Origin of the sequence: Bradyrhizobium australiense, assembly GCF_013114825.1 — a bacterium.
In the GTDB taxonomy this organism is placed as follows: Bacteria; Pseudomonadota; Alphaproteobacteria; order Rhizobiales; family Xanthobacteraceae; genus Bradyrhizobium; species Bradyrhizobium australiense.
Genome location: NZ_JAAVLX010000009.1, coordinates 161,738 through 186,915 on the forward strand (window position 1 = coordinate 161,738; position 25,178 = coordinate 186,915).

Annotated in this window: 28 protein-coding genes and 2 pseudogenes; 14 read left to right on the forward strand and 16 right to left on the reverse strand. The window is 62.0% G+C overall.

Features of this window, described 5'->3' with window-relative positions:
- Nucleotides 1–120 precede the first annotated feature (120 nt).
- Together HCN58_RS26625 and HCN58_RS26630 are read right to left on the reverse strand one after the other, a co-directional pair.
- Nucleotides 121–303: a hypothetical protein gene (locus HCN58_RS26625; RefSeq protein ID WP_171582327.1), complete on the reverse strand. Its 183-nt coding sequence runs from the start codon at nucleotides 301–303 to the stop codon at nucleotides 121–123.
- A 618-nt stretch (nucleotides 304–921) separates the two neighbouring features.
- The gene (locus HCN58_RS26630) at nucleotides 922–1,167 is read right to left on the reverse strand and encodes a DUF6894 family protein (protein WP_171582328.1); all 246 of its coding nucleotides are present in this window, start codon (nucleotides 1,165–1,167) and stop codon (nucleotides 922–924) included.
- A 700-nt stretch (nucleotides 1,168–1,867) separates the two neighbouring features.
- Between HCN58_RS26630 and HCN58_RS26635 the strand changes: the two genes are divergently transcribed.
- Complete coding sequence (locus HCN58_RS26635) at nucleotides 1,868–2,062, forward strand: hypothetical protein (protein WP_171582329.1); 195 nt, start codon at nucleotides 1,868–1,870, stop codon at nucleotides 2,060–2,062.
- 1,090 nt (nucleotides 2,063–3,152) lie between these two features.
- A complete protein-coding gene (locus HCN58_RS26640) occupies nucleotides 3,153–3,395 on the forward strand; it encodes a PilZ domain-containing protein (RefSeq protein WP_171582330.1) in 243 nt (80 codons plus the stop codon).
- 773 nt (nucleotides 3,396–4,168) lie between these two features.
- Here HCN58_RS26640 and HCN58_RS26645 read toward each other — a convergent pair.
- Nucleotides 4,169–4,384, reverse strand: a complete 216-nt coding sequence (locus HCN58_RS26645; protein ID WP_171582331.1) for a hypothetical protein — start codon at nucleotides 4,382–4,384, stop codon at nucleotides 4,169–4,171.
- A gap of 338 nt (nucleotides 4,385–4,722) precedes the next feature.
- Between HCN58_RS26645 and HCN58_RS26650 the strand changes: the two genes are divergently transcribed.
- Together HCN58_RS26650 and HCN58_RS26655 are read left to right on the forward strand one after the other, a co-directional pair.
- Nucleotides 4,723–5,130, forward strand: a complete 408-nt coding sequence (locus tag HCN58_RS26650; RefSeq protein ID WP_171582332.1) for a hypothetical protein — start codon at nucleotides 4,723–4,725, stop codon at nucleotides 5,128–5,130.
- Nucleotides 5,131–5,347: 217 nt separating this feature from the next.
- Nucleotides 5,348–5,734 (forward strand): hypothetical protein, encoded by a 387-nt coding sequence (locus HCN58_RS26655; protein ID WP_171582333.1) that lies wholly within the window; start codon nucleotides 5,348–5,350, stop codon nucleotides 5,732–5,734.
- A gap of 68 nt (nucleotides 5,735–5,802) precedes the next feature.
- Here the strand turns inward: HCN58_RS26655 and HCN58_RS26660 are convergent, their stop codons facing one another.
- The 5 genes and pseudogenes from HCN58_RS26660 to HCN58_RS26670 all read right to left on the reverse strand — a co-directional run bounded on the left by HCN58_RS26660 (nucleotide 5,803) and on the right by HCN58_RS26670 (nucleotide 9,235).
- Nucleotides 5,803–6,195: a response regulator gene (locus tag HCN58_RS26660; RefSeq protein ID WP_235983913.1), complete on the reverse strand. Its 393-nt coding sequence runs from the start codon at nucleotides 6,193–6,195 to the stop codon at nucleotides 5,803–5,805.
- 101 nt (nucleotides 6,196–6,296) lie between these two features.
- Nucleotides 6,297–6,875 (reverse strand): sensor histidine kinase, encoded by a 579-nt coding sequence (locus HCN58_RS37825; protein WP_446471650.1) that lies wholly within the window; start codon nucleotides 6,873–6,875, stop codon nucleotides 6,297–6,299.
- Nucleotides 6,876–7,658, reverse strand: a pseudogene (locus HCN58_RS37830) (PAS domain-containing protein); the annotation flags it as partial. It abuts the gene before it with no gap.
- Nucleotides 7,659–7,700: 42 nt separating this feature from the next.
- Nucleotides 7,701–8,639 (reverse strand): annotated as a pseudogene (locus HCN58_RS37835) (PAS domain S-box protein); the annotation flags it as partial.
- A 194-nt stretch (nucleotides 8,640–8,833) separates the two neighbouring features.
- Entirely contained in the window at nucleotides 8,834–9,235 is a 402-nt protein-coding gene (locus tag HCN58_RS26670) for a hypothetical protein (protein ID WP_171582336.1), read from the reverse strand.
- A 162-nt stretch (nucleotides 9,236–9,397) separates the two neighbouring features.
- Between HCN58_RS26670 and HCN58_RS26675 the strand changes: the two genes are divergently transcribed.
- The 4 genes from HCN58_RS26675 (at nucleotide 9,398) to HCN58_RS26690 (ending at nucleotide 11,441) form a co-directional block, all read left to right on the forward strand.
- A complete protein-coding gene (locus HCN58_RS26675) occupies nucleotides 9,398–9,643 on the forward strand; it encodes a hypothetical protein (RefSeq protein ID WP_171582337.1) in 246 nt (81 codons plus the stop codon).
- 142 nt (nucleotides 9,644–9,785) lie between these two features.
- The gene (locus HCN58_RS26680) at nucleotides 9,786–10,385 is read left to right on the forward strand and encodes a formyltransferase family protein (RefSeq protein ID WP_171582338.1); all 600 of its coding nucleotides are present in this window, start codon (nucleotides 9,786–9,788) and stop codon (nucleotides 10,383–10,385) included.
- A gap of 203 nt (nucleotides 10,386–10,588) precedes the next feature.
- Nucleotides 10,589–10,942: a hypothetical protein gene (locus tag HCN58_RS26685; protein ID WP_171582339.1), complete on the forward strand. Its 354-nt coding sequence runs from the start codon at nucleotides 10,589–10,591 to the stop codon at nucleotides 10,940–10,942.
- Nucleotides 10,887–11,441, forward strand: a complete 555-nt coding sequence (locus tag HCN58_RS26690; protein ID WP_171582340.1) for a hypothetical protein — start codon at nucleotides 10,887–10,889, stop codon at nucleotides 11,439–11,441. The genes HCN58_RS26685 and HCN58_RS26690 overlap by 56 nt, the downstream gene beginning before the upstream one ends.
- Nucleotides 11,442–11,637: 196 nt before the next feature.
- Here the strand turns inward: HCN58_RS26690 and HCN58_RS26695 are convergent, their stop codons facing one another.
- Together HCN58_RS26695 and HCN58_RS26700 are read right to left on the reverse strand one after the other, a co-directional pair.
- On the reverse strand, nucleotides 11,638–11,838 hold the full coding sequence (locus HCN58_RS26695) for a hypothetical protein (protein ID WP_065729280.1): 201 nt from the start codon (nucleotides 11,836–11,838) through the stop codon (nucleotides 11,638–11,640).
- A 72-nt stretch (nucleotides 11,839–11,910) separates the two neighbouring features.
- Nucleotides 11,911–12,309: a RidA family protein gene (locus HCN58_RS26700; RefSeq protein WP_171582341.1), complete on the reverse strand. Its 399-nt coding sequence runs from the start codon at nucleotides 12,307–12,309 to the stop codon at nucleotides 11,911–11,913.
- A 247-nt stretch (nucleotides 12,310–12,556) separates the two neighbouring features.
- Here HCN58_RS26700 and HCN58_RS26705 point away from each other — a divergent pair, with 247 nt between their 5' ends.
- Nucleotides 12,557–13,435 (forward strand): DMT family transporter, encoded by an 879-nt coding sequence (locus HCN58_RS26705; RefSeq protein ID WP_171582342.1) that lies wholly within the window; start codon nucleotides 12,557–12,559, stop codon nucleotides 13,433–13,435.
- Between the two features lie 175 nt (nucleotides 13,436–13,610).
- Complete coding sequence (locus HCN58_RS26710) at nucleotides 13,611–15,038, forward strand: caspase family protein (RefSeq protein ID WP_171582343.1); 1,428 nt, start codon at nucleotides 13,611–13,613, stop codon at nucleotides 15,036–15,038.
- A 72-nt stretch (nucleotides 15,039–15,110) separates the two neighbouring features.
- On the opposite strand, the gene HCN58_RS26715 is transcribed toward HCN58_RS26710, so the two are convergent.
- Together HCN58_RS26715 and cysK are read right to left on the reverse strand one after the other, a co-directional pair.
- Nucleotides 15,111–15,350, reverse strand: coding sequence for a BrnA antitoxin family protein (locus HCN58_RS26715; RefSeq protein ID WP_171582344.1), 240 nt, complete (start codon nucleotides 15,348–15,350; stop codon nucleotides 15,111–15,113).
- A 2-nt stretch (nucleotides 15,351–15,352) separates the two neighbouring features.
- The gene (gene cysK / locus HCN58_RS26720; RefSeq protein ID WP_171582345.1) at nucleotides 15,353–16,330 is read right to left on the reverse strand and encodes a cysteine synthase A; all 978 of its coding nucleotides are present in this window, start codon (nucleotides 16,328–16,330) and stop codon (nucleotides 15,353–15,355) included.
- A gap of 231 nt (nucleotides 16,331–16,561) precedes the next feature.
- Between cysK and HCN58_RS36130 the strand changes: the two genes are divergently transcribed.
- Nucleotides 16,562–16,777 carry a hypothetical protein gene (locus HCN58_RS36130; RefSeq protein WP_235983917.1) on the forward strand — a complete coding sequence of 72 codons (216 nt, stop codon included), beginning with the start codon at nucleotides 16,562–16,564 and terminating at the stop codon, nucleotides 16,775–16,777.
- Between the two features lie 3 nt (nucleotides 16,778–16,780).
- On the opposite strand, the gene tgt is transcribed toward HCN58_RS36130, so the two are convergent.
- Entirely contained in the window at nucleotides 16,781–17,914 is a 1,134-nt protein-coding gene (tgt, locus tag HCN58_RS26725; protein WP_171582346.1) for a tRNA guanosine(34) transglycosylase Tgt, read from the reverse strand.
- Nucleotides 17,915–18,135: 221 nt separating this feature from the next.
- On the opposite strand from tgt, the gene HCN58_RS26730 reads away from it, so the two are divergent.
- Both HCN58_RS26730 and HCN58_RS26735 read left to right on the forward strand, forming a co-directional pair.
- Nucleotides 18,136–19,314, forward strand: a complete 1,179-nt coding sequence (locus HCN58_RS26730; RefSeq protein WP_171582347.1) for a patatin-like phospholipase family protein — start codon at nucleotides 18,136–18,138, stop codon at nucleotides 19,312–19,314.
- 136 nt (nucleotides 19,315–19,450) lie between these two features.
- Complete coding sequence (locus HCN58_RS26735; protein WP_171582348.1) at nucleotides 19,451–20,191, forward strand: TetR/AcrR family transcriptional regulator; 741 nt, start codon at nucleotides 19,451–19,453, stop codon at nucleotides 20,189–20,191.
- 419 nt (nucleotides 20,192–20,610) lie between these two features.
- Here HCN58_RS26735 and HCN58_RS26740 read toward each other — a convergent pair whose 3' ends face one another.
- Entirely contained in the window at nucleotides 20,611–21,240 is a 630-nt protein-coding gene (locus HCN58_RS26740; RefSeq protein ID WP_171582204.1) for a hypothetical protein, read from the reverse strand.
- 58 nt (nucleotides 21,241–21,298) lie between these two features.
- Here HCN58_RS26740 and HCN58_RS26745 point away from each other — a divergent pair, with 58 nt between their 5' ends.
- Nucleotides 21,299–22,348 carry an aspartate-semialdehyde dehydrogenase gene (locus tag HCN58_RS26745; RefSeq protein WP_171582349.1) on the forward strand — a complete coding sequence of 350 codons (1,050 nt, stop codon included), beginning with the start codon at nucleotides 21,299–21,301 and terminating at the stop codon, nucleotides 22,346–22,348.
- A gap of 146 nt (nucleotides 22,349–22,494) precedes the next feature.
- Here the strand turns inward: HCN58_RS26745 and HCN58_RS26750 are convergent, their stop codons facing one another.
- Nucleotides 22,495–23,796 (reverse strand): PQQ-dependent sugar dehydrogenase, encoded by a 1,302-nt coding sequence (locus HCN58_RS26750; protein ID WP_171582350.1) that lies wholly within the window; start codon nucleotides 23,794–23,796, stop codon nucleotides 22,495–22,497.
- Nucleotides 23,797–23,978: 182 nt separating this feature from the next.
- Nucleotides 23,979–25,055 (reverse strand): tRNA preQ1(34) S-adenosylmethionine ribosyltransferase-isomerase QueA, encoded by a 1,077-nt coding sequence (gene queA / locus HCN58_RS26755; RefSeq protein ID WP_171582351.1) that lies wholly within the window; start codon nucleotides 25,053–25,055, stop codon nucleotides 23,979–23,981.
- Nucleotides 25,056–25,178 lie beyond the last annotated feature (123 nt).

Here is a 25,178-nt window from a genome sequence, read left to right on the forward strand (position 1 = left end):
AGGTTTTGGAGTGAACCGCATCGGCCGCAGGACCGATTACGCGAGCTAGTGATCTTCGTAGTCCGCGATCGTTTTGCGGGTGCTGGGCTCTCTGTGAGCTTGAAGGCACCCTTGAAGGGCCTACGCTTGGCTGGCTTTGGATTTGTTCATGGCCCGCTCAACCTCGTCGGCTAGCTGATCTAGATGGCGATATAGCCGATCGTACAATTCACGCTTGGCTTTTTCCGCAGCGAGGTCCCGGACGAGTGCGCATTCGGCGGCGTCCTTCCGCAGTTTCTCAAGATGCGCTTTATAGTCCAGCATTGGGGCGCCTTGCCAATTTTTCCCAATGATTCAGTAACCAAAAGAAGCTGTCAATTGTTGGCGAGCATGAGTTACGCGCAAAATTTTGCCTATTTGTCCACCGGCGCACAGACAACAACTCCTGTAGCGTCCATGATGTCTAGTGGTCCTGGGCGCAGCAGCAAAGCCGGGCCGTTTGCTCCTTCCAAAACGAGAATAGGAAAGAACTTCATTTCCCGGTTTGGGTCCGCACAGTAAGGGCGTGCACCATGAACACTCCGGATGAGGACACCGCGTTGAAGGCAATGAAGGGTCCTTGGCGAATACATCGCACCAGGGCCGCGCGATGCTACTAAAACAGTGCACCGGGTTTGGCCGTTCTCGATAGAGAGGAAGTCGTTCGCGCTTTAGATCGCATGAAACGGCATCCGCGCTTCGACTAGTGGATAAACCACTTGCTCACGAATACGAAAAGCCCGGCGGTCCATCTACGGCCGCCGGGCAATACGTAAATACAATTTGAAGCAGGAAAGCCAATATTGAAGCGGGAAAAAGCGGCAACGTCTGTCCAAAAGTGAACCAAGCGTAAAAATTATTTGAGCGGACGGCCCGCCAGACGGCCGCCAATTGAGGCGGCGTTCACCGCCTGTGCCGGTCAATTTCAACTGTGAACTTCACATGCAGCACCGGCCCGTTTTCGTCCCGCACGTCGACTGCCAAGTCGGACGCCGCTCCATTGTGACGTTTCATGACCGCGTCCCTCGCCATATCGGCAAGGGAGCGGGCGGCCTCTTGCTGCACCGCTTCAACGGTGGCGAATTCCATGCCCTCCTCGTCGGGGGAGATGTCATCGCCTTCTCGCAAGTCAAAATAATAGCGACGCATGTGTAGCCTTACGGTTGCGGCTGCGGCTCGGAGCCTGTTGCGGAATGGATGGAATTCCTCTCGTCCTGAAGCTTGGCGATCAGGCAAGCGACGCGCTCACATGTGAGGGGGTCAAACGGAAAATTCGCAAACCGGCGGTAGTGCGTGATTTTCTCGTCTAGCTGTTTGCATCGCTCACACATGGACTCACCGCGTGGATCGCGGGAGCGTGCAGCACTCTCAGTCACCGATACCAGCCTAGGATCGAGCGGTGATGGACCTTAAATTAGCACCTTTGTCCGGTTCCCGACATAGCATTTTTGCGCTGTTCGCGCCGGTAACTTAGATGGCCTTAGCCGGTAATTAGATGGCCTAAAAAGAACGAGGCCCGGGTTCCTATGACTCGTAACCTCAACGGCCCGATGCGTCGGGTCGCTCGGTGCGAACAAAAACGTAAGGCGAATAGGCTCAAGTTGATCTTGCTCAAGCAAGCTGCCGTCATAGCTAGCTCTGCTCAGGTTTAGGAACGACTCCGGGTGAGCGCGGTTAGCTGTGCGTGCCGACCAGCGTCCCCCGGTTGGTACGGTTTCAAGAACGGCCCCAGCCCCGCCGGCTGGGGTCTCTTCTTTTAACGGTCGGAATCCTGGTTCGCCACAGGACATAAACCAGTAGGAACCAAGTTCATTTTCCTGAATTTGAGTCGCTCAGTAAGGCGCGTACCATGAACACCCCGGACCAGGACATCATACTGCGGGCCATGGAGGATGCCAGGCGCATCCTCGGGGAATACATCGCACCCGGCCCGCGCGACGCCACACTGACGGTGCACCGGCTAATAACCGTTCTTGATCGAGACGAGGTGGTCCACGCTCTCGACCGAATGAAAAAGCGCCGGACTCTTCGTCTTGTGGAATAGACGTGCTTGGCCACCAGCCCTCGCCAAAAGCCCGGCGGTCATTTGCGGCCGCCGGGCGACAAGCAAATATACTTTGGTGGCGAAAGCAGTCATTGAACCGGGAAAGGGTGGAAACGTCTGTTCGAAAGTGAACACAACGGGACGATTATTCGACCGGCTCGGCGGCGTGGACCGGCGGCAGCTTGGACCCAAGCATGAGCAAAGGAACGGTTTTCAAGGAGCCAATGTTAACCCGTGCACTCAAGACAACGAGGAGCCGCCATGATGATCCGCCTTGCTTGCTCTGGGGCCTTCTTTGTAGCTTTTGCTATTGCCGAACCAGCTTTGGCCGCCGGCGGATGTGGGGTTGGGTGCAGCAGCACGTCTGAAGGGGCTTGTGTCCGCGATGGATGGCAGCAAGGTTTGCCCGTTCGGAACGAGTGCCCGGCCACGTCCCGGCCAACACCGCCTTGCGGCCCATATCACCGATGGAGTCGGCAATCCATGATGTGCGTCGGGCGTTGACCTGACAGGTTTAGCGGCCCCGGCAATACGCAACGCACCGGGGCCGCCAACCGCGAGATTACCCCCGGCTAGGGGCTTGGGGGCGTGCAGCCAGGGGCCATCAAAGAATAGCCAGCCATCGGGCCAGCGTCTGTACGGGCGCCGACAAAGGACAGGCCCGCCAGCGTGAACCGGCGGGCCACTGGGCGGCTTTAGGCCGTCAACCCTTCCAAAGATTCCACGATGTTGCGATGGACGAGGTAATACCAGACTGACTTGCGTTAAAACTCCATCCGCTTTCGGGGTGATCCCAGAAGGCACGACGCGCGTCCGGGATGTAATAATAATAATAGGTCCGTTTTCCCGGGCGGCATTGCGCCGATTACAATGTAGATCCGCCGACGATAATCCCTAGGCAGCAATTTTCTTTCGCTCTTCCAGGAACTTCCGTCGCTCCTTGTCATCTGACGAGTTCACAATCGTGGACGCGCCCTTAAGCAGAGGCCGCTATTTGAGAACGCACGATGTGGCTGAAGCGGGTTCTATCTTTGGAGCGTTTTAAGAATTCAGTGCTACTAAAGCGAATATTTCAAGTCGGATTATTGCGATGGTGGATACTCGAATTGCTCCACGTGTTCGCGTGATGAAACCCGCCAAGATCGACTACGGCGGCGACAAGTATCCTTGTGTCGTTCGTGACATATCGAGCACGGGCGCGGCGCTGGACTTTTCCGAGCTGATCCGCATTCCCGACGAGTTCACATTGATCTTGCCGGATGACAAGCTAAAGCTCCCTTGTCGCGTTGTGTGGCGCAGAGAGTACAGACTTGGCGTGGTCTTCGACCTGTAGCTCTATGCAGCCGTTCGGCTCCCGATGTCCGGCTGCTCTACCCCGCCGCCCCAATGGGCATTGCTTACCGCCCCAATGGGCATTGCTTACCGTCTGAAGTAGTTATGACGCTCTTCGCTTTCGGGCTAACAATTCGAAGCGGACAAGAATAGCTGTGCAAGCGGCCAGCGCGGTCAAAGCCATCAGGAGAACCGTCGTCAGCATGGCAAATCTCCAGCCCGATGATTCGCAGTTTCTTAAACTGTGAATTATCTCAGCCGAATACTTAAGAAGAAATTAACGCCATGGTCTTCTAGGGACCGTTGCTCAGCTCGGGATCCGGGTTGATGACGCTGGCTTTGTCCAGAATGCCACCGTCGAAAGCAATAGTTTGGTTCCCAACCTCATGTCTGGAAACCTAAGCTGAAGCGTTTGCGCTGGCCGAACGCCTCGCTTTTCCTTTTAGCTCCGCTATCCCTCGCCAAACGTCGAGTTCGAGACTGCTCGGCCGCTGCCTGAAACAAATGGCTGCGTACCTGGTTATTAACAAAAACAGGGACGGCGCCGTGCAATTCTCTTTCAATCTCATCTGGAGCCAACCACGCCACAGAATCCTCGCTGCAATGGTTAAGCGGGAGGCCGAACAATGATCGAGCTCTCAGCAGCGATCCTCGCCCTGGTCAGCGTGGGGATCTTCATCGCCCACGCGCTGGATGCCTACCGCACCGGCTAGCGCGTGAGCGTAGACACGAAATGCCCCTCAGGCGCCGGCGGTGGCGCCTCGGTGGCATTCGTCATGTTGCCCCCTGTCGATCTCCTGTCCGATGGAGGTCCTTGGCCGCCGGGCGGGTGAGCCGTGAGCGCGGCTTTAAAGGTACTCCTAGCTGGTGAGCCTTGAAGGCCACCCCACCCACGGGTCGATCCATCTTCTCTGCTATTGCTTGGGCTGAATAATGCTGAGCGAGATTCTTGAGATTTTTAATATCCTCATCACTCCAGCGCTTGGCCATTCCTGCACTCTCCATACTCTCGCATTAAATTGGGACAAAAACGGAATACTTTGGCATTAAATCGGGAAAAAACGGAAAGTTCCATAGCTCCGCTGCTACTACTGATGCCGCCGCTACGGCCGGAGCGAAAGTCTCGGCAACGACCTCGAAGAGGGATGTTGAATTTGGCGGCCCTCGGAGCGGGGCCTGGCTCGGGTAGCGAGTGCATCGTCATTCGCACTGGCCAGCTTCATAGCACCCCACAAAATCGATGTCGGAGCGTTACAATCCGCCGTAGCCGCTCCGGAGCGGGTTTCGGCTGCAGACAGAGTTTTGGTGTTCACCGGAGGGACCGAAAGATGTTCGCTAGCATTGCCGGCGTGGCCCTCGCGCTACAATTGGGAGTGCCTGCCTACCCGCAGAGCGAAAGCACGCCCTTGGCCAAGGAAGTCTTGATCGAGGAAATCTTGGTCGAGGAAATCCGGTACCGTCGTCACGGCCATCCGCCGCCGTGCGGCCATGGCTATGATCTCGATGAGCGGGACGGCAAGTGCTACCCGAACGGAATGGTGCCGCCGCGATTTCAATCGGGCCGGTATTACCCGCTCGAGTACGGCGGCGGCCGGCGGCCGGTACCATGCGGCCATGGCGCGGACCGCGATATTCGCGATGGGCTCTGCTATCCGACGGGCACGGTGCCACGGCAGTATCAGGAAGGCCGCCCGGGCTATCACTATCGACGAAACGGCTATTACGAAATGCGATAGCGTGGCGACGCTGAACATCTGTTCGCCGAGTCGCAACTATCCCGTGGCCCTCGTGGCCGGGGATTTGACTTCCGATCTTTGAAATATGTTCATCGGACATTCAGGGCGTGTTTCGATATAATACTATCGGTGCAACAGCAGCCCTCGATCGTGATCGGATGACGGGTCAGCGCGTCGTGGAAACGCTGGCAGCTACTGGTTTGATCGGAGACCGACCATGATCGTCAGCATTGCCGCTGCAGCACTTGCCGCTCAGTTGAGCATGGCGCCCGGGAGCGTTGCTGAACCTGTCCTGCCTCAAGCCGTGCAATACCGGGTACCCGCCCATCCGCCGCCATGCGGCCATGGCTGGGATCTGAGCGCGCGCGATGGCCTCTGCTATCCGAACGGATATCTGCCGCCGCAGGAGCAGGCCGCAAGGCAATATCCGCGTTACTATCGCGGCGGCCGCTACCCCGTTCCGTGCGGGCATGGCGCGGACCTCGATAGCCGAGACGGTCAATGCTACCCGACGGGAACGGTCCCGCCGCAGTTTCAGGAGGGCCGCCAGCGTTATTACGGCGGCGGATATGAAGGTCGTCGCCGCTACTATTATGAGGACTGAGCGCTGCGATCCACAGCGCCAGAGCACGACTGGCCGTGTAGGCAGCACCCGCGCGCGCTGCGCTTCCGCTACGGCCGGCGCAACTGCGAGAGAGCCTCCGCGACCACCGATAGCAGCGACGCCATAGTGTACGGCTTCGGCAGCCATCCGAGGGGGGCATAGGGCTCGGCGCGCCCGCGCGTGTGCACATCGTCGTGCGCGGTCGCAAAGATGCAGCGAATGGCGAAGTCCTGATACAGTTGCCGAGCGGCGTCGATACCGTCGCGGGTGCTGGCGAGCCGAATATCCATCACCGCCAGCGTCGGTTGGGCCTCCCCGGCCAGTGCGACGGCTTCCTCGGCGGTCGTGGCCGGACCGACAACTTCAAAGCCGGCAGCAGTCAGCGCGACTTCGGTTTGCATGGCGATCAGGAAATCATCCTCGACGACAAGAACCCGCGGCGGCCCCTGCCTCCCCTCCATGGGTCGATGCTCTTCAGCAGGCGGAGACGAGTTCCGGTTCGGCTCGGACGGCAACGCAAAATGTCCTGCGCTCTGGTGCGGTGTCGTCATCGATCAGCGGCCTAGATTTTGGCAGCAGGGAAATCGAGGCACACCCGCGACGGATTTTTCGTGACGCAAAGGGTTCCATGGAGCTGGCGCGCGAGACCGAGCACGAGCTGGAGCCCCGACGAGGTCTTGCGCACAGCCTCCAGGTCGAACCCCTCGCCGTCGTCCTCGACGCAGAGCGCCAACCGTCCGTCATGCTCGGTCAGGCTAACCCGGACGCGCTGCCTCGCGTGATCCTTGATGCCGTGCTTCACGGCGTTTGTCAGAAGCTCGTTCAATATCAATGCCAGCGGCATCGCCACGTCGTTGGAAAGCACGCCGCCCGCCGCGCCACACTCAATTCGTGCATCCGCCGGCAGCAACTGACGGATGGTCTGGCAGACCGCCGGCAGGAATTCTTCGGCCGCGAAGCGGCTGGCATCCGTTCGGCCGTACAGCACACGCTGCGCCGCCGCCATGGCCGCGATCCGTGCGCTGGCTTCGTTCAGGACTTTCCGCGCCTCCTCGCTGCGTGCAGTCCTTGCCGCGGAGAAAAGCAGCGACTGCAGCATCTGCATGTTGTTCTTGGTGCGATGATTGAGTTCATCGAGCAAAAGCCGTTGCTGCGTTTCCGCCTGCCGCCGCTCGCTGATATCAACCAGCATGTTGATGGCGCCGGTGATCCTGCCGAAGGTGTCCCGCAGCGGCGTCGGGAAGGGAATGAACGGCACCCGCGTTCCGTCCGGCCGTTCGGCGACTGCTTCGGCGCCGCGCACGGCGCGTCCTTCCTTCAGCGCAACCGCCATCGGGCACTGGTCGTGCGGAAGTGGGGTGCCGTCGGGATTGAACAGCTTCCAGGTGACACACCATTCGTCGCTGCCGAGCGCGGGCGTCCGCCCCGAGAATTCGACCGCCGCTTCATTGAAGTAGGTAATCTTCCCCTGCGCGTCCGTCGTGTAGATGGCGGCTGGAATCGCGGCGAGCAGTGCCTTGAGACGCAGTTCGCTCTCCTGGAGCTTGCGTTCGACTTCCTTCCGGCCGGTGATGTCGCGCGCGATCTTCGATGCGCCAATGATGCGTCCTGTGCCGTCGTGCACGGGCGAGACGGTCAGCGAAATATCCAAAAGGCCGCCGTCCTTCCGCCGGCGAACCGTTTCATAATGGTGGATGCGCTCGCCGCGCCGTATGCGCGCGAGGATCCCCGGCTCCTCGTCTTCGCGCCCCGGCGGAAACAGAATGGTCACAGGCTTGCCGATGGCCTCGCCGGCGGTATAGCCGAACAGCCGCTCCGCGCCGGAATTCCAGGTCTGGATGATCCCGTTCAGATCCTTGCTGATGATGGCGTCGTCGGAGGATTCCACGATGGACACGAGTTGCTGCGCGCGCTCCTCGGCGGCGCACCGCGCCTGTTCCGACCTCAATCTGGCAATTCCAAACCCGAGTTGCCGCGCGAGCGTCAGTGCGACGTCGATCTCCGCTTCGATGAAATGATGCGGCCGGTCGTAATAGGCCATGAATTTTCCGACCAGCCGGCCGCCGATCAGGATCGGAATGAAAGCGACGGCTGCGATGTGCTCGCGCGCGATCGTTTCCTTAAGGGTATCCGAAAGGGCTGAAGCGCCGACATTTTCGAAACAGACCGGACGCGGATTTCGTTCATCCCTGCCCCATGGCGAGTGGCCCTCAACGGCTTTCCGATACCCGTCCGACAGGCCCCGCCATCCGACGAAACGCATCACGTCCTTGTCGTCGAACAGGAGAATGGAGGCGCGCTCGCATGCGAGACCAGCGAGGATGGCGTCCAGAGCTGCGTCGTAAACCTCTGGAAAGGACGCGACGGACTGAAGCCTTTCGGAGAACTGGAACAGCGCCGCCTGCTCTTCGCTGCGGCGCGCCAGCGCCTGTTCGGCTTCCTTGCGAGCGCTGATATCATGCTGAGCGCGCACCGCATAAAGAAAATTTCCAGACGCATCGCGAACGCTCGAGGACGTCACCTCCGCCCAGATGTACGAACCGTCCTTTCGCGCGAGACGCTTTTCGGTGGTGTAACGATCGATTTCGCCCGCGATCTGTCGCCTGAACTGCGCGAGATCCTGTGCGACGTCCTGTGGCGAAGTCTCGTCAAAGATGGAGCGGCCGAGCAAGTCGGCCGCTTCTCGTCCGACCAGATCGCAGGCCTTCTGGTTGACGCGCAGCATCCGTCCAGCCTCGTCGATCTCGACGATGCCGACGCCAACATGTTCGTAGGTGACAGCCAATCTTTCTTCATGCGCCTGCCGCCATTCATCGCGGGGCAAATGAGGGACGTCCAGACAGGCAGACCGGCCCGGCTGGGAAAGAGTCTTGGCCGTCCGTTGCTGGATGTTCATTCCCGCCATCCCTGCCTCAAGGGCAATTTTGCGTCGCACGATACTCGGTGTCGGCACATGCAGGGACCAGCACGCATGACCGCTGAGCGCTTAGCTGTGGTCAAGTCTGGCAAGAGAAGATTGTTCCAAACGGTGGACCGGGCGCGGAAGTGTGCGTTTACCGGCGCGCTTCGTTTCCCGCGGGATGGACTGCAATTTGATCGCTAGCAACCCCGGCAGATCCCCGTGAACGTACTCACCTCCGCCCGCCCCCGTCGGCGAACCGGCGGCTTGCGCGGGTGAGCCTGACGCGCGCTGATGATCCGCTGCGAGGCGCCTGGATGTGGCGGCGTCACCAAGCGTGCGCGCGGCGCCGGCGAGTCGACAGAGCCGTAGGAGACGACCGGCGGTGGAGGATTGGGACGGAGCGGCGGCGTGTTCGCGGCGTTACCGATGCCGCTCGGATCGGAGAGCACCCTGGGATTGGCCGGTCCGAACGGTACGCCCGATATCGGCGAATTGCCGGCACCCGCCGAGCCGGCTGGCGGCGTCAATTGTGCTAACGCCTTTACGGGAACGATCAGCCCGAGCGCCACGAGGAGGACAAGCGCCGGATTGCGGGACATCGAGGTCTCTCCAGGAGGCACCCACTCAACGAAGATGTAGGGCGCGCGTTCCCTCGCCTCCGGGCGAACCCATTTTCGTGCTGTCCGTCCTGTTACGGAGTAGTCGTCGGTAATAGAATCAGACCTAATCAAGGCGCGATCACGTTTTGAGATTACGGCGGCATGAACCAGCCCGAAGTGCTCGATTCCGATATCCGCGCCCTGCAGCAATGGCTGCGCGCTGCCTGGCAGCAGCTCGGCGATCCTTCCCTCACCGTCTTCGCCCGGCGCGAGTTGCGCAACCAGATGAAGCAGTGCAGCGACGACCTGCGGAGATGCCTGAATAGAGTGGCTGAACCACAGCCCGAGCCGGTCCGACCACCGGCCTCGACCTATTCCAGACCATCACTGCGGATCCTGTCATGGTGACGGAACAGGATTAGGCGCCGGCCGCTCCGCTTTGCTAGTCGTCCCGCCCTGTTGATAACCCGAGCGCCTGTTAGGGAGCATCGAAACAGGCCGGCAGGGTGTGCTATCGGCATATCGGCTTGATTAACCACGGACAGAACACATGCGGATTACCCTGGTCGGTTCCCGCCATTTTGGCGTGACGACATTCAATACGCTACGCCAACATGGGGTCGATATCGTCCGCGTCGTCGTTCACGATGGCGAGGATCGGCTTGCCGCCGCCGCGCGGGCCGCCGGGGTTGACGTCGTGGTGCAGGCCGATCCGAAACGCGTCGTCGCGCCTGAAATTGCGCCCGGGACCGACCTCATCATCACCGCGCACAGCCATGCCCGCGTCACCAGGGAAGCGCTGGCCGCAGCCAAACTTGGCGGTATCGGCTATCATCCCTCGCTGTTGCCCCGGCATCGTGGCATCGCCGCGGTCGAATGGACCATCAAGGAAGGCGACCCGATCGCGGGCGGCACTGTGTACCACCTCGCCGACCGGATGGATGCCGGCGCGATCGCCGCGCAGGAGTGGGTGTTCGTCAAGAAAGGAGAAACTGCCCGTGAGCTCTGGGAGCGCGCGCTGGCGCCGCTCGGCCAGAAATTATTGGCCGATGTCGTTTACCACGCCAAAGCCCACGGCAGCCTGCCTGCCACGCCCCAAGATGAGGAATTTGCCACCAAGGCACCTAGCCTGACCGATGCCAGGCCTTGATTCCTACCATAATACCGCGGAATCGCGGAATTCCCGCCGCAAGCGAAGACGAAACTGAGAATTTTTGTTCCCGAGGCGGAACCGGATTCACCTTGATGTGTTTGAGATCGCGGGAACTTTCCACAGTGCTGCGGCGCACCCAAGTTTGGACACATTGTGACCAGATAAGGCGCGCCATCACACACATTTCGGGGATTTGATCCATGCGTTCCAACCGCATTCACAACCTGTTGTTTGTTTCGTTGCTTGCTTCCGCCGCCACCTTTGCCAGCGCGCCTGCCTCCGCCCAGTCCCCGTATGACGGCCTTTGGCAGGTCACCGTTGTCACAAAAACGGGCAATTGCGATGCGCAGACTACCTCGACCGTGAATGTCACCGACGGCAAGATTTCGGGCGGTCCGGTTTCCGGCAGCGTCGGTAGTGGGGGACTTGTGCGAGTCTCAATCAATGGTGCATATGCGAACGGTCAACTCAATGGCAACTCCGGATCGGGGAAATGGAATGGGGCTTCAGCTGGTGTCGCATGTAGCGGTCGATGGGAAGCGTCCCGTCAGTAAGGCAAGCGAGGCTTTTGAATTTTTCGCCAAAGCGCGGCGGCTGACATTCGCAGCCGTCGCTTTTTTTATCGCGGCATCCTCGGCCTCCACGAGCCATGCCCAGTCCAGCGCCTTCGCCGGTATGGCCGGCACCTGGTCCGGTGGCGGCACCGTGACGCTGGATGACGGTTCGAGCGAACGCATTCGTTGCCGCGCGATCTACAAGGTGGCCGGCCCCAACATGGAAATGGTCCTCACCTGCGCCAGCGACGCTTACAGGTTCAATCTGCAAGCCGCCGTAGTCGCAGCCGGCGGTGAAGTCAGCGGCACCTGGACCGAGTCCAGCCGCAATATCGGCGGCAGCATCCAGGGCCATGGCGCCGGCGGCAGCTTCCAGGTGGTCGCCCAGGCCGCCGGATTCGCTGCCAACATCTCGCTCAAGACCACCGGCAACAAGCAGCATATCGCCCTGAGGGCGGACAGTCAGTTCCGCGCCGCCAATATCTCGCTATCGAAATAGGTCAATCCGCCCGCCACCGGGTCATCGCCCGTCCTGTGTGCAATTGCGCACTGGGGCGAGCGAACCAGTACGCCGCGGCCTATCGATTCTAGCCGTGACGTCTCTGGAATACTGGGTCGCCCGCTGGAGCCTGTCATGGGGCGCGCATTCGCGCGACCCGTTGGCGGGCGACGACAGCACGGAGTTGGCGATCGCCCTAACTCGTCTTCGGCTTTTCGAGCTTCGCCGCGGTCTCCTTGATGGTCTTGGCGATCAGCAAGGCCTGCTCCTTGTTAAACGCAAAATCCTGCACGCCCCGGTGCGTGGTCAGCGACAGCACCATGATGTCGGGCTGGTGCTCGGGCCAGCCGGTTGCGAAGGCGGTCACGAAATCTGCAGAGGTTGATCGAGTGGTCATTGGCTCACGATATCCTTTTGTCTCTTCCGGCGCGCCTGTTGAAGCGGACAGCGCCCGCCCAGTGATGTCTGGTTACGCCTTGGGCACGAAGGCGGTGACTTCGATTTCGACCTTGGCCCTGACGTCGACCAGCCCGTCGATGTAGAGCAGCGTTGATGGCGGGAAATTGCGCCCGAGTGTTTCCTTCCAGGCTGCACCGATTCCGGGACCTGCGGCCTCGTACTCGCTGCGGCTGGTCAGGTACCAGGTCAGGCGAACGATGTGCTCGGGACCGGCGCCTGCTTCCCCAAGCAGCTTGACGATACGCTTCAGCGCGGTGCCGACCTGGGCGGCCATATCGGGGGCATAATCGCCCTTCTCGTCGCCGCCGGTCTGGCCGGCCAGCACGATCCATCTGCCGGGGGCGTCGAATTCGACGCCATGTGAGAAGCCGCGGGGTTTCGACCATTCGGCCGGTTGCAAGATACGCATGTTTCCTCCTCCTGTCGTTCCGGGATGCTCCGAACGTCCAAACCTCAGATGCGCAATTGCGCATCGGGGAATCTGAAGATTCCGGATTCGATGCTTCGCATCGCTCCGGAATGACGAAAGTGCTTAGCACTGAACCGCCGACCACTCCCACAGCGAACGCGTGCATCGCTGCCCCCGCGCATTTGCGCGTTGCAAATCGTGGCGCGCTCGCCGATACCGGCCTGCCCTCAACCGATCTCCCCCGCGAATGGACCGGACACAATCCAAAACCCTGGCCGCAATGTGGATGGCCGGCTGGCTGACCCTGATGCTGATCATCGCGATCGCCGGACGCGAAGCGGCGCGCGAGATCAACGTGTTCCAGCTCATGGAGATGCGTTCGATCCTCGGTTTCCTGATGCTGTACCCGATGATCCGCGCCAGGGGCGGATTTGGCGCGATGAAGACGAAACGCCTGCCGCAGCACGTTGCACGCAACCTCATTCATTATGGCGCGCAGCTCGGCTGGTTCTTTGCGCTGACGCTGATCCCGATCGGCCAGGTGGTGGCGATCGAATTCACCATGCCGATCTGGACCGCGATCCTGGCCGCCACGTTTCTGGGCGAGCGCATGACATCCTGGAAGATCACCGCCATCGTGCTCGGTGTAGTCGGCGTCGTCGTGATCGTTCGCCCGGCTGCCAGTGAGATCAATCCGGGGCAGTTGATCGCGCTGGCCGCCGCGGTCGGGTTCGGCGTTTCGGTGGCGATGGTCAAGTCGCTGACCCGGACCGAGCAGACGCTATTGATCCTGTTCTGGATGCTGGTGATACAGTCGGCGGCCGGTTTCTTCCCCGCGCTCTACGTCTGGACATGGCCACCGCCCCATCTCTGGGGCTGGGTCGTGGTGATCGCGTTTTGCGGCACGTTTTCCCACTACTGCATGGCGCGCGCGATGCTGCATGCGGATGCCACGGTGGTGATCCCGATGGATTTTCTGCGGGTCCCCCTAAGCGCCGCAGCCGGCTGGCTGATCTATTCGGAACGGCTGGATGCCTTCACCGTGCTCGGCGCGGCGCTCATCCTCACCGGCAATCTGTTGAACCTGAAACCGAATCCTTCGCCACCTGCGCGCGTGCAAGGCTGAAGTTTATTTCCCGGGCTGTGATCTAGATCACGTCAGAACGCGTGTCGCGTCGGTAACGGATGCTTCCGGATTTGGCTGTTCGCCTGCTTTTTTGTGGTGCGAAGCGGGCGATTCTTTGTAATGTCCGGCCCGCGTTACAGCCAAAGCCTTTGTTGATTCTGCAGGGGGATTTCCAATGCGTTACCAAACCCTCATTTTGTCCATCATATGCATGGTCTTTACGGCCGGCGCCGCTCAAGCCGAGAAGCGCGTTGCCTTCGTCGTCGGTAACGGCGCCTACAAGAACGTCGCGCCGCTGCCGAACCCGTCGGTCGATGCCAAGGCGATGGCTGCTGCGCTCCGCAATGTCGGATTCGAGGTGGTCGAGGGTTCCAATCTCACGCGCGACAAGATGACCGAGCGGCTGCTCGATTTCGGCAAGAAGGCGCAAGGCGCCGATGTTGCGCTGTTCTTCTACGCCGGCCACGGCATCGCGATCTCCGGCACCAACTATTTGCTGCCGATCGACGCCGACATCAAATCCGAAATGGACGTCAAGCTCGGCGCCGCAATCAACATCGATCTCACGCTCGAGCAGACCATGGGCGATGCCAAGGTCAAGCTGGTGTTCCTCGACGCCTGCCGCGACAATCCGTTCGCGGCCAAGATCAAGTCGAACTCGGCGACCCGCAGCGTCAACGTGCAAACGGGCCTCGCCGAAATGAAGTCCGGCGAGGGCACGCTGATCGCGTTCGCGACCGGCCCAGGCCAGACCGCGCTCGACGGCCAGGAAGGCTCCAACAGCCCGTTCACCCGCGCGCTGCTCGCCAATCTCACCCAGCCCGGCGTCGAGATCCAGCAGGCGATGACCAAAGTCCGCGCCCAGGTCAACGAGGAGACCAACAAGGGGCAGCTCCCCTGGGGGCACACCAATCTGATCGGTTCGGTCTATCTGAACGGCGCGCCCGCGCCGGGTGCCGTGGCTGCGGCAGCGCCGGCGGCGACGGCTTCGAAAGCGTCGGACGTGGAATTGGAGTTCTGGCGCTCGATCAAGGATTCCAACAAGCCCGAAGAACTCAACGCTTATCTGACCAATTATCCTAACGGTCAGTTCCGCTCGCTGGCCCTGTCGCGGATTGCGTCGCTGGAGAGCGGTGCAAAGGATGCAACCGCTACCCGCAACCTGAGCACGGGCATCGATCCCGCGACCTTCAAGGAAGAAGCGAACCAGACCACCGAGGACCAGATCGGCCTCGACAAGGGCCAGCGCCGCGACGTGCAGCGCCGCCTGACCGGGCTCGGCTTCGACACCAGGGTCACCGGTCAGTTCGACGCCCCGACCCGTGCCGTGATCACGCGCTGGCAGGCGGCGCGCGGCTATCCCAAGAGCGGCTACCTCAACAAGCTGCAGCACAAGGCGCTGCTGACGGAGATCGTGGCGGCCGCACCGACGGCGAGTTCCGATGAGGAGCGCCCCACTCCCAAGCGCCGCGCCCCCAGCACCGTTCAGGCGCAACCTCAGCCGCAGCAGCCCTCGCCGCAGCGCCAGTACAGCAATCCCGGCCCTGATCCGGCCGGCGCCGGACGCTTCATCGGCGGTGTCGTCGGCGGCATGCTGCGCTAACGGCGAGCGATCCATCTGCCAAAAAGGCCCGGGATGGTCCCGGGCCTTTTTTCAATACAGCTTGGCGGCGTGCTACTTGCCCGCGGCTTTTCGCAGCGCCTCGTTGATGCGATCCTGCCAACCCGGACCGCCTTCTTGAAACCATTCCAGCACGTCGTGGTCGATGCGCAGCGTGACCTGCTCGCGAACGCCGGGAACAGCGGTTTGTTTGGGTGGCGTTTGCGCCACCTTGGCGGTGGCGCGCTTGAATGCGGCCTCGGCCTCGGTGCGCGCATCGTTCAGGGTTCTCGGCCGCCGCGGCTGGTCCGCCATCGCTAAATTCCTTCAAACAACGCCGTCGACAAATACCGCTCGGAGAATGACGGCACGACGGCCAAAATGGTCTTGCCGGCGCTCTCGGGACGCTTGCCGATCGCCAGCGCCGCCGCGATCGCCGCGCCCGAGGAGATGCCGCCGGGAATGCCCTCCATGCGCGCCAGCGCGCGCGAGGTTTCGATCGCGATCGGACCGTTGACCCTGACGATCTCATCGATCACGGAGCGATCCAGGATGTCCGGAATGAAGCCGGCGCCGATGCCCTGGATCTTGTGCGGCGTATGCTGCCCGCCGCCAAGTACCGGACTTTCCTCCGGCTCAACGGCAACGATCCGCAAAGACGGCTTGCGGGGTTTAAGCACCTGTCCGACACCGGTGATGGTGCCGCCGGTGCCGACGCCGGCAACGAAGACATCGATGTCGCCACCGGTGTCGTTCCAGATCTCTTCCGCCGTGGTGCGGCGATGAATTTCGGGGTTAGCGAGGTTCTTGAACTGCTGCGGCATCACGGCGTTGGGCGTGGTCCGCACCAGTTCCTCGGCGGTTGCGATCGAGCCCTTCATGCCCTGCGCAGCCGGCGTCAGGATGATCTCGGCGCCGAGAAACGCCAGCATCTTACGCCGCTCGATCGACATCGATTCCGGCATCACCAATTTCAGCCGGTAGCCGCGCGAGGCCGCGACGAAAGCCAGCGCAATCCCGGTATTGCCCGACGTCGGCTCGATCAGCACGGTATCGGCGTTAATCACGCCGGCCTTCTCCATCGCGATCACCATTGCCGCGCCAATGCGGTCTTTCACGCTCGCGGCGGGATTGAAATATTCGAGCTTGGCCAGGATGGTTGCGCTAACACCATGCTGCTCCGGCAGTTTGCGCAAACGAACGATTGGCGTGTCACCGATCGCATCGACGATGGAGTCGAAGACCCGTCCCCGCCCCGGACGCTGCATTGCACTCGCGGCTGACGACGCATCCATCTCGACACTCCCAATGCGAACATGTGCGGGGAAAGGCGCTCTCCCTACTTAGGAGGCGGCCACATCGATGCGCAAGCCGGAATTGCTTGAACGAAGAGTTCGCTGCATTGCAAAATAAGAACGTCGCCAAATATCGCGAAATCAACGCATTTGTGTTGCGACTTCGTCAAAGATTTCTGTTTATACTTTGGTCGTGACTGAGCCTGAGGCTCAGATCGCCAGGAGGTCACGATGCCAGCTTTTGCTGAACTCCGGTCGACCGTACCATTAGGGCCCGATCCGCGTGGGTGTGATTTGCCGACGTGCCCTGTGTGCGCCGACACCATGGTCGCGGCGGAAGCTTCAGCTTACCTCAACGACAACGTGATCAGCTATCTCTGGACCTGTGACACCTGCGGTTACGGTTTCGTGACCAAGCATTCGGTCAAGAGGTTCGCCTGTAATTGAGATTTATCTCGGAGCAATATCACCGCGCGCCCAACCGGCGCGCGTTTGTTTTTGGAACGTCTCGAACGTGCCGGCGGTGATCGCGTCGCGCATGCCGCGCATCAGATGCTGGTAATAGGCGATATTGATCTCCGACAGCAGCATCGCGCCGAGCGTCTCTCCGGAGCGGACCAGATGATGCAGATAGGCGCGCGAGATGTTGCGCGCCGACGGCCATTCGCTTTCTTCGTCGAGCGGCCGCGGATCGTCGGCATGGCGGGCGTTGCGCAGATTGATCTGGCCGAAGCGGGTGAACGCCATGCCGTGACGCCCGTTCCTTGTCGGCATCACGCAATCGAACATGTCGATGCCGCGCGTCACCGCCTCCAGCAAATCCTCCGGCGTGCCGACGCCCATGAGGTAGCGCGGCCGATCGGCAGGCAACGCCGGCGCCGTTTCCTCAATCATCGCCAGCATCACCGCCTGCGGCTCGCCGACCGCAAGCCCGCCGATCGCGTAACCGTGGAAGCCGATCTCGACCAGTTCGCGCGCGTTGATGTGGCGCATTTCGGCGATATCGCCGCCCTGCACGATGCCGAACAGCATGCAGCCTTCTGGCGCGCTCTCAAAGGCCCGCTTGCTGCGCTCAGCCCAGCGCAACGACAGCCGCATCGCACGTTCGATGTCGTCGCGCCCTGCCGGCAGCCGCACGCACTCGTCCATCTGCATCGCAATGTCGGAGCCGAGCAGCCGCTGCACCTCGATCGAACGCTCCGGCGACAGCTCGACCTTGGCGCCATCGATATGCGAGCGAAACGTCACGGCGCGTTCGCTGACCTTGCGAAGGTCAGACAGCGACATCACCTGGAAGCCGCCGGAGTCGGTCAGCATCGGGCCGTTCCAGCCCGTGAAGCTCTGCAGGCCCCCGAGCGCCGCGATCCGCTCGGCGCCTGGCCGTAGCATCAGATGATAGGTGTTGCCGAGCACGATATCGGCGCCGGCGTCACGGACCTCGCGCCAGTGCACGCCCTTCATCGCGCCGGCGGTGCCGCACGGCATGAAGGCAGGCGTTCGCACCACGCCGTGCGGCGTCGTCAGGTGCCCGGTGCGCGCAGCACCATCGGTGGCGAGCAAATCGAAATGATTGGGAAGACTCATGGCGCTGCTTATTGCGTGCCGGGAACGACCAATCAACCCGCCAGTGCGCGCTCTAAGCAGCCCACGGCCCCACGCCGGACACAATTGGGCCGCCCAGAGCGCTCAACTCCTCACTTGTCAAACAAAACGATACCGTGTAGTTTTATAAGTAGAGCCAGGACGGGACGCCGGCGGGCGATGAGGCCAGCGGCGGCAAGTGCGTGTACGGTGACTGACGGCGGATGCCCTCCCCCTCTTTTCTGAATGAATCAATCCTCTCCGACAGGCGGATCAGGAGGACAGGCTCACGCCTGCTCAGGTCAGCCGTGTTGCTGTGCAGCCTCGCGGCTGCCGCCTGCACGTCCCTGCCGCGGACGCCCTACAGCGCTGCGGATGCCTCTAGCTCCCGCGTGCTCGATATCGATGGCCTGCGGCGCTACACCGACGAACCCGTCACAAAATTCCGTTTCGAGAAAGACGACCTCTCCTCAACCAGGACCTATCTCGCGCTCTCTGGCGGCGGCGCCGATGGCGCCTATGGCGTGGGGGTGTTGAACGGCTGGACCGCGGCCGGCACCCGCCCGACCTTCTCGGTGGTCTCAGGCGTAAGCACCGGCGGCTTGATCGCCCCTTTTGCGTTTCTCGGGTCCCAGTACGACGATACGCTGAGGGAGGTCTACACCAGCGGCATAGCTTCGAGCCTGCTCCATGATCCCAGCATCATCCGCGTGCTGTTCGGATCCGGCCTGTTCGGCAATACGCAATTGCGCGAGCTGGTGGCCCGCTATGTCGGGCCGGAGATCCTGGCCGCCGTTGCACGCGAAAATGCCAAGGGCCGAAAATTGCTCGTGGTGACGACCGATCTCGACACCCAACGCACGGTCGTTTGGGACATGGGGAAAATCGCAGCCGTCGGTTCGCCCGAGGCGCTGCGCCTGTTTCGCGACGTCATGGCGGCCTCCGCCAGCATTCCCCTGGTATTCCCGCCCATCCTGATCGAAGCCGAGGGCCAGGGTCGGCGCTTTGAGGAGATGCATGTGGATGGCGGCGTGACCGCTCCGGTCCTGACGCTGCCGGATGCCCTGCTCTTCCAGGGGCGTCTGCCCGGAAACAGCCGGATGAACATCTACATCCTCGTCAACAAAAAGCTCGAACGAACGTTTGAGCTCGTGTCCAACAGCACGATCGATGTCGCCTCACGCAGCCTGTCGTCGATCACCCAGTCCCAGACGCGCTCGGTCATCTTCTCGACCTACGATTTCGCCAAACGCAATCGCTGGGGCTTCCATCTGTCCTATATTGAGCGCGACTATCCCGCGTCGCCCTCGGAGGGCTTCGACACCGCCTATATGTGCGCCCTTTATCAATATGGGTATGAGAAGGCTGCGTCGGGCCGCGCCTGGACTTCGACGCTTCCGTGAGCCGCGCAGGAGCGGAACGACTACCTGCTTGGACCGCTGCCGATATAGCCAATTCGGCCAGATTCGCGATGACGCCCCTCTTGCTGCGCGTTATAGAGCAATGACTGATATCACGACCGCGCAGGAATCAACGGGCATGGGATTGACTGCGACCAAGGCCAGACCGGCAAGACGGGACGTCCCGAAGTCGCGCGGCGGCCGGCCGACGAAAAGCGCCGCCATCGAGCGCGATCAGCGGCTGATCGAAGTTGCCACCCGTCTGTTCTTGGACCGGGGCTACGATGCGACCTCGCTCGATGCGGTTGCGGAAGCAGCCCGGGTCAGCAAGCCCACCGTCTATTCGCGCTACGGCGACAAGCGGGGGTTGTTTGCGGAGGTGCTGAGGCGCGAAATTGCGCGCTGGCTTGCTCCGCTTGCTGAAGCGGCGGAGCTACAGCTCACGCGTTCCTCGGATATTTCGGTTGAGCAGCGGCTGATAGAGGTCGGGCGTGAGATGCTGATGTTCACCTGCGGCCCCGATGCCGTCGCGTTCAGCCGCATGATGACGTCACAGGCCATCAACTTCCCCGACATTGCCAAACTCGGCAGGGAAGAGGGCTGGTTGAAGGCCGTTTCCACGACCGCGCGCTTCTTTGATCATTTGGTCGCCCAGGGCGCGATGGACGTCGAGGATACCGGGGTCGCGGCTGAGGTCTTTCTCGACGTGGTCGTGGGTCACACGCACCGCATGGCGACGTTCGGAACGCCACTGGAGATGAAGTCCGCCGAAAAACGCATGCGCTCGGCGATCAGGCTGTTCCTGGCCGGCGCGCTTGGGCCATCGAGCCGCGTTCAGTCCATCCCCAAGGGAACCGTTCGGCGGCGCCCTCCCCGCTGACAATTCCGTGAGAACGGCGTTTGCGTCGATACGGGCTAGAAACATTCCCTTGACCAAAACAGAACGATACGGTATGGTTTTGTTACAAGCGAAGTGCGGGTCCTGCTTTCACGGGTCCCGGCGGGACTCGCGCCGCTTTGTTCGCCGTAGACGGCGGTACAGCCCGTTTACGACGCTCCGCGGCCGATCCGAATGCCTCCAAAAGGGTCGGCCGCGCGTTGTACGAGACGATCCGGCCCGTCCGCCGGCAGAGACAGCCTCAAGGATGGAGATAGCAACATGCGCACGCCCTGTTGGAGGCAGTGGCTCGCTGCGGTCGTGATGGCGATTATTCTCCCTGCCCCGGTCTATGCCATCGCGTCGTCGTCCGGTGAGCCAGCCTCGCTCCGCAATGAGGCCGGCGATAGCGCCGTGTCCGATCAGCAGGCGGTCAGCCGCGAGCTCGCGCTTTTCCGCGGGTCGGCGGTCTCACTGACGCAGGCGATGGCCATCGCCGAAGCCCTGCATGCCGTGCGACGACCGCCGATGTCAGCTTCGACGGCGCGCCGGATTCTCCGGTCTACCGGATAAAGACCCTTCACAACGACCGCATCTGGCAACACGCCATCGATGCCGCGACCGGCAAGATCGTCGGCGGCGAAGCCGCCCTGCGCTTGCAGGAGTTCGATGCCGAGGACCGCAGCAACCTCGTTGCACTCAAAACGATCCGGCACCGTTTGGCAGATGCCGTTCGCGTCGCCGAGCACGCGGCGTCGCGCAAGGCAATCAGCGGCGCTCTGATCCGCGAACGCGGCCGGCTGAATTTCGCGATCATCGTCATGAGTGGCAACGACCTGAAGCAGGTGATCCTCGAGCCTCCTGACGCCCCAAAGCGGTGATGACGGGGCTCGTCTGTACCCGTTGCAGCCCGGATGAGGCAAAAGCCGTTGACGGCGGCGCCAAGCTGCCGCATAAGTCCGCGCCATGACGACTTCGACCAAAGCGACCGCGAAAACCAAAGCACCCTCCGGGGGCTCGGGAGCCGTGCGCGCGTAGTCGAACGACCGCATCATCTAAACCGAAGCCCCGCCTGAAAAGGACCGGGGCTTTTTTATTGCCCGCAAGCATATGCTTAAACCAGAGGACAGACCCGTGAACCACGAACCCGTTGTAGCCATTGCCGGTGTAACCGGCGCGGTCGGCGCCGAATTCATCGCCACCATGGACAGGCGCGCCTTCCCGGTCCGCAGGCTCAAGGCGCTGGCCAGCGCCCGTTCGGCCGGGAAGACCATCGACTTCCGTGGCGAGCGGATCGTCATCGAGGAGCTCACCGAAAAGTCGTTCGAGGGCGTCGACATTGCGCTGTTCTCGGCCGGTGCCGGCATCTCCCGGAAGTTCTCGCCCGCAGCCGTCAAGGCCGGTGCGGTCGTGATCGACAATTCCTCGGCCTTCCGCATGGACCCGAACGTTCCGCTGGTGATCCCGGAAATCAACGCGGGCCGCATCCGCGAGCACAAGGGCATCATCGCCGTTCCGAACTGCTCGGCGATTACGGCGCTGGTGCCGCTGTGGCCGATCCACAAGGCCAACCGCATCACGCGCGTCATCCTCTCGACCTATCAGGCGGCGAGCGGCGGTGGTGCCGCCGTGATGCAGGACTTAGTGGAATCGACCCGCGCCTATCTCGATGGCCGGCCGTTCGCCCCCAAGGTGATCCAGCATCCCTACGCCTTCAACCTGTTCAGCCACAACACCGCGATCGATCCCGAAACCGGCTACAACGACGAAGAGACCAAGGTCATCAAGGAGACCCGGAAGATCTTCGAGGACGACAAGATCGCCATCGGCGTCACCTGCGTCCGCGTGCCGGTGCTGCGCGCCCATTGCGAGGCCATCACCTTCGAATGCGAAAAGCCGATCACCGAGCACGAGGTGCGCGCGATCCTGTCGAAGGCGCCGGGCGTTAGAATCGTCGACGACCGCGCGAAGAACTATTTTCCGATGCCGATCGATGCGTCGGGCCAGGATGACGTTTTGGTCGGCCGCATCCGCCAGGATCTCAGCGACGCCTCCGGCCACTCGATCTCGATGTTCGTGTCGGCCGATCAGCTTCTGAAGGGCGCGGCGTTGAATGCGATCCAGATCGCGGAATTGCTGCCGCAGCGTGCGATGGCGTGAGGTTGCGAGTTATAGCAGGCATTAATCCCTCATGGTGAGGAGGCGCCAACGGGTCCGCGCGAAGCGCGGCCCCGTTGGCGGCTCCTCAGGAATGAGGTCTGACAGAAGTAGCGGTGGGCACGCTTCGCTTTGCCCATCCTACGAAGCTACGCACCCGTCACGCGCCAGATAACGTTGCCGACATCATCCGCCACCAAGAGAGAGCGGTCCGGACCGAGCGTCACCCCAACCGGCCGCCCGTACGAGACCTTCTCATCCGGCGCGAGAAACCCCGTCAGAATGTCCCGCGCTGGGCCCGAGGGTTGCCCATTCTCGAATGGCACGAACACGACGGCGTAGCCGCTCAGCGTACTGCGATTCCAGGAGCCGTGCTGGCCGATCACCATGCCGTCCGGAAAGCCCGGCAGCGTGCCTGACGGCATCCAGCACAGGCCGAGCGAGGCGGTATGCCCGCCGAGCGCATAATCCGGTTGAATCGCTCTCGCCACCATGGCCGGATCCTGCGGCACGCGGTCGTCCACCGTCTGTCCCCAGTAGCAATAGGGCCAGCCGTAGAAACCGCCGTCGCGCACCGACGTCAGGTAGTCTGGCGGCGTCTCGTCGCCGAGGCCGTCGCGTTCGTTGACGACGGTCCAAAGCACGCCCGTGGTGGGCTCCCAGGCTAGACCCACGGGGTTGCGCAGGCCGCTGGCAAAGATGCGGCTCGTGCCATTAGCCAGATCGAGCTCATAGATCGCGCCACGGCCTTGCTCGACCTCCATGCCGCTCTCGGCGATGTTGCTGAGCGAGCCAACGCCCGCATACAGCCTTTTGCCGTCCGCGCTCGGCAGCAGACTCCGGGTCCAATGCCCGCCGGGCTTGAACGTGACGAGTTTCCGCCCTTCGGCCGTGATGCGGTCAGCGCCCGCGGCATAGGGAAAGGCCGCCACGCCATCGGTGTTACCGACATAGAAGGTCTCGCCCACCAGCGCCATGCCGAACGGCTGGCTCAACCTCTCCATGAAAATCCCGCGGCCCTCCGCAACACCGTCTCCGTCACGATCGCGCAACAGCGTGATGCGGTTGGCGCTGACGCCGAGCGCCGCGGCGCGCCGCATCGTCGCTTGCATCGCATAATGAAACACGGTCCTGATGGGACCTGGGATCTGCGTCGCCTCGGCAATGAGGACGTCGCCATTGGGCAGCACGTTGATCCAGCGCGGATGGTCCAGGCCCGCCGCAAACGCGTTGACCTTGAGCCCGGGCGCTGCGGTCGGCGTCTGTCCGTCGCTCCAGCCCTGCGCCGTCGGCATCTTGAGCGTCGGGATCGCGCCTTGCGGCTTCGCGGCCGGAATAGCCGGCGCGCTGCCCCAGGCTGGCTTGTGCGTTGCGCCCTGTAACCGGCGCCACAGCAGCGCGCCGGCGCCGATCAGCGCGACCATTCGCGCAAAAATGCCGGAAAAGGTCATGTAGGGCCCCTGTTATTGAGCGCGCACCGATGCGCCGAGAGACGGTAGTTATACGATCTTGGCGGCAACAGCCGAATCGAAGAGATAGGTGCTGGCGCTTCATTGTCAGAGCGCTTCCTCCCTGAACCTTTGCCCGCCCCATTGGCGGGCCTCTTTTTCAGGCGAAGACGCCCGGCTTTGCCTCAATCCGGCGCACGAAACAGCAAACAGGCATCGCCGTAGGAATAGAACCGGTAGCCGGCTGCGATCGCATGCGCATAGGCGCGCTTCATCGTATCGAGACCGGAGAACGCCGACACCAGCATGAACAGCGTCGAGCGCGGCAGGTGGAAATTGGTCATGAGGATATCGACCGCGCGAAAGCGATAGCCCGGCGTGATGAAGATCGAGGTCTCGCCGTCGAACGGCTGAACGGTGCCGTCTTCGCTGGCAGCGCTCTCCAACAGCCGCAGCGACGTGGTGCCGACAGCTATGATGCGCCCGCCTTTGGCGCGCGCGGCATTCAGTGCCGCCGCGGTATCGTCCGAGATCGATCCCCATTCGGCATGCATCTTGTGCTCGGAAGTTTCCTCGACCTTCACAGGCAGGAAGGTCCCTGCCCCGACATGCAGCGTTATCAGATGCAGTTCGACGCCATGACTGCGTAGCGCTGCCTCGAGCTCGGGCGTGAAATGCAATCCCGCCGTTGGGGCCGCGACGGCACCCTCATTCGCGGCGAACATGGTCTGGTAGTCGGCGGCATCGCGATCGTCGGGCGTGCGCTTGGAGGCGATATAGGGCGGCAGCGGCGGCGTGCCGAGATCGGCGATGGCCTGATCCAGCGCCGGTCCATGAAACGAAAACGACAGCGTGATCTCGCCCTCTTCGCCCTTGGCCTCGACCTCGGCATCGAGATGGCCGAGCAGGCAGACCTTGCCTTCATTGCCGAAACGAACGATGTCGCCGGGCGCGAGCTTCTTCGCCGGCTTGACCAACGCGCGCCAGCGCGACCCGTCCAGCCGCTTGATCAGGGTTGCCTCGATCTTCGGCTCGGTCTCGCGGCCGATGCGCCGGCCCTTGAGCTGGGCGGAAATTACCTTGGTGTCGTTGACGACGAGTTGATCGCCCGGCTCCAGCCATTGCGGCAGCTCGGCGACGGTGCGATCGCGCAGCACCCCGTCGGGTTGCACCACCAGCATCCGCGCAGCATCGCGCGGGCTTGCGGGCCGTAGCGCGATGCTCGTGGCGGGAAGTTCGAAATCGAAGAGATCGGTGCGCATGGCGCGCCTGCGCCTCACTTGGCATTACGGGGCACGCGAAGCGTGAACCTCAGATGCGCAATTGCGCATCGGGGAATCTCGAGATTCCGGATTGCCGCGCGTCGCGCGGCTTCCGGAATGATA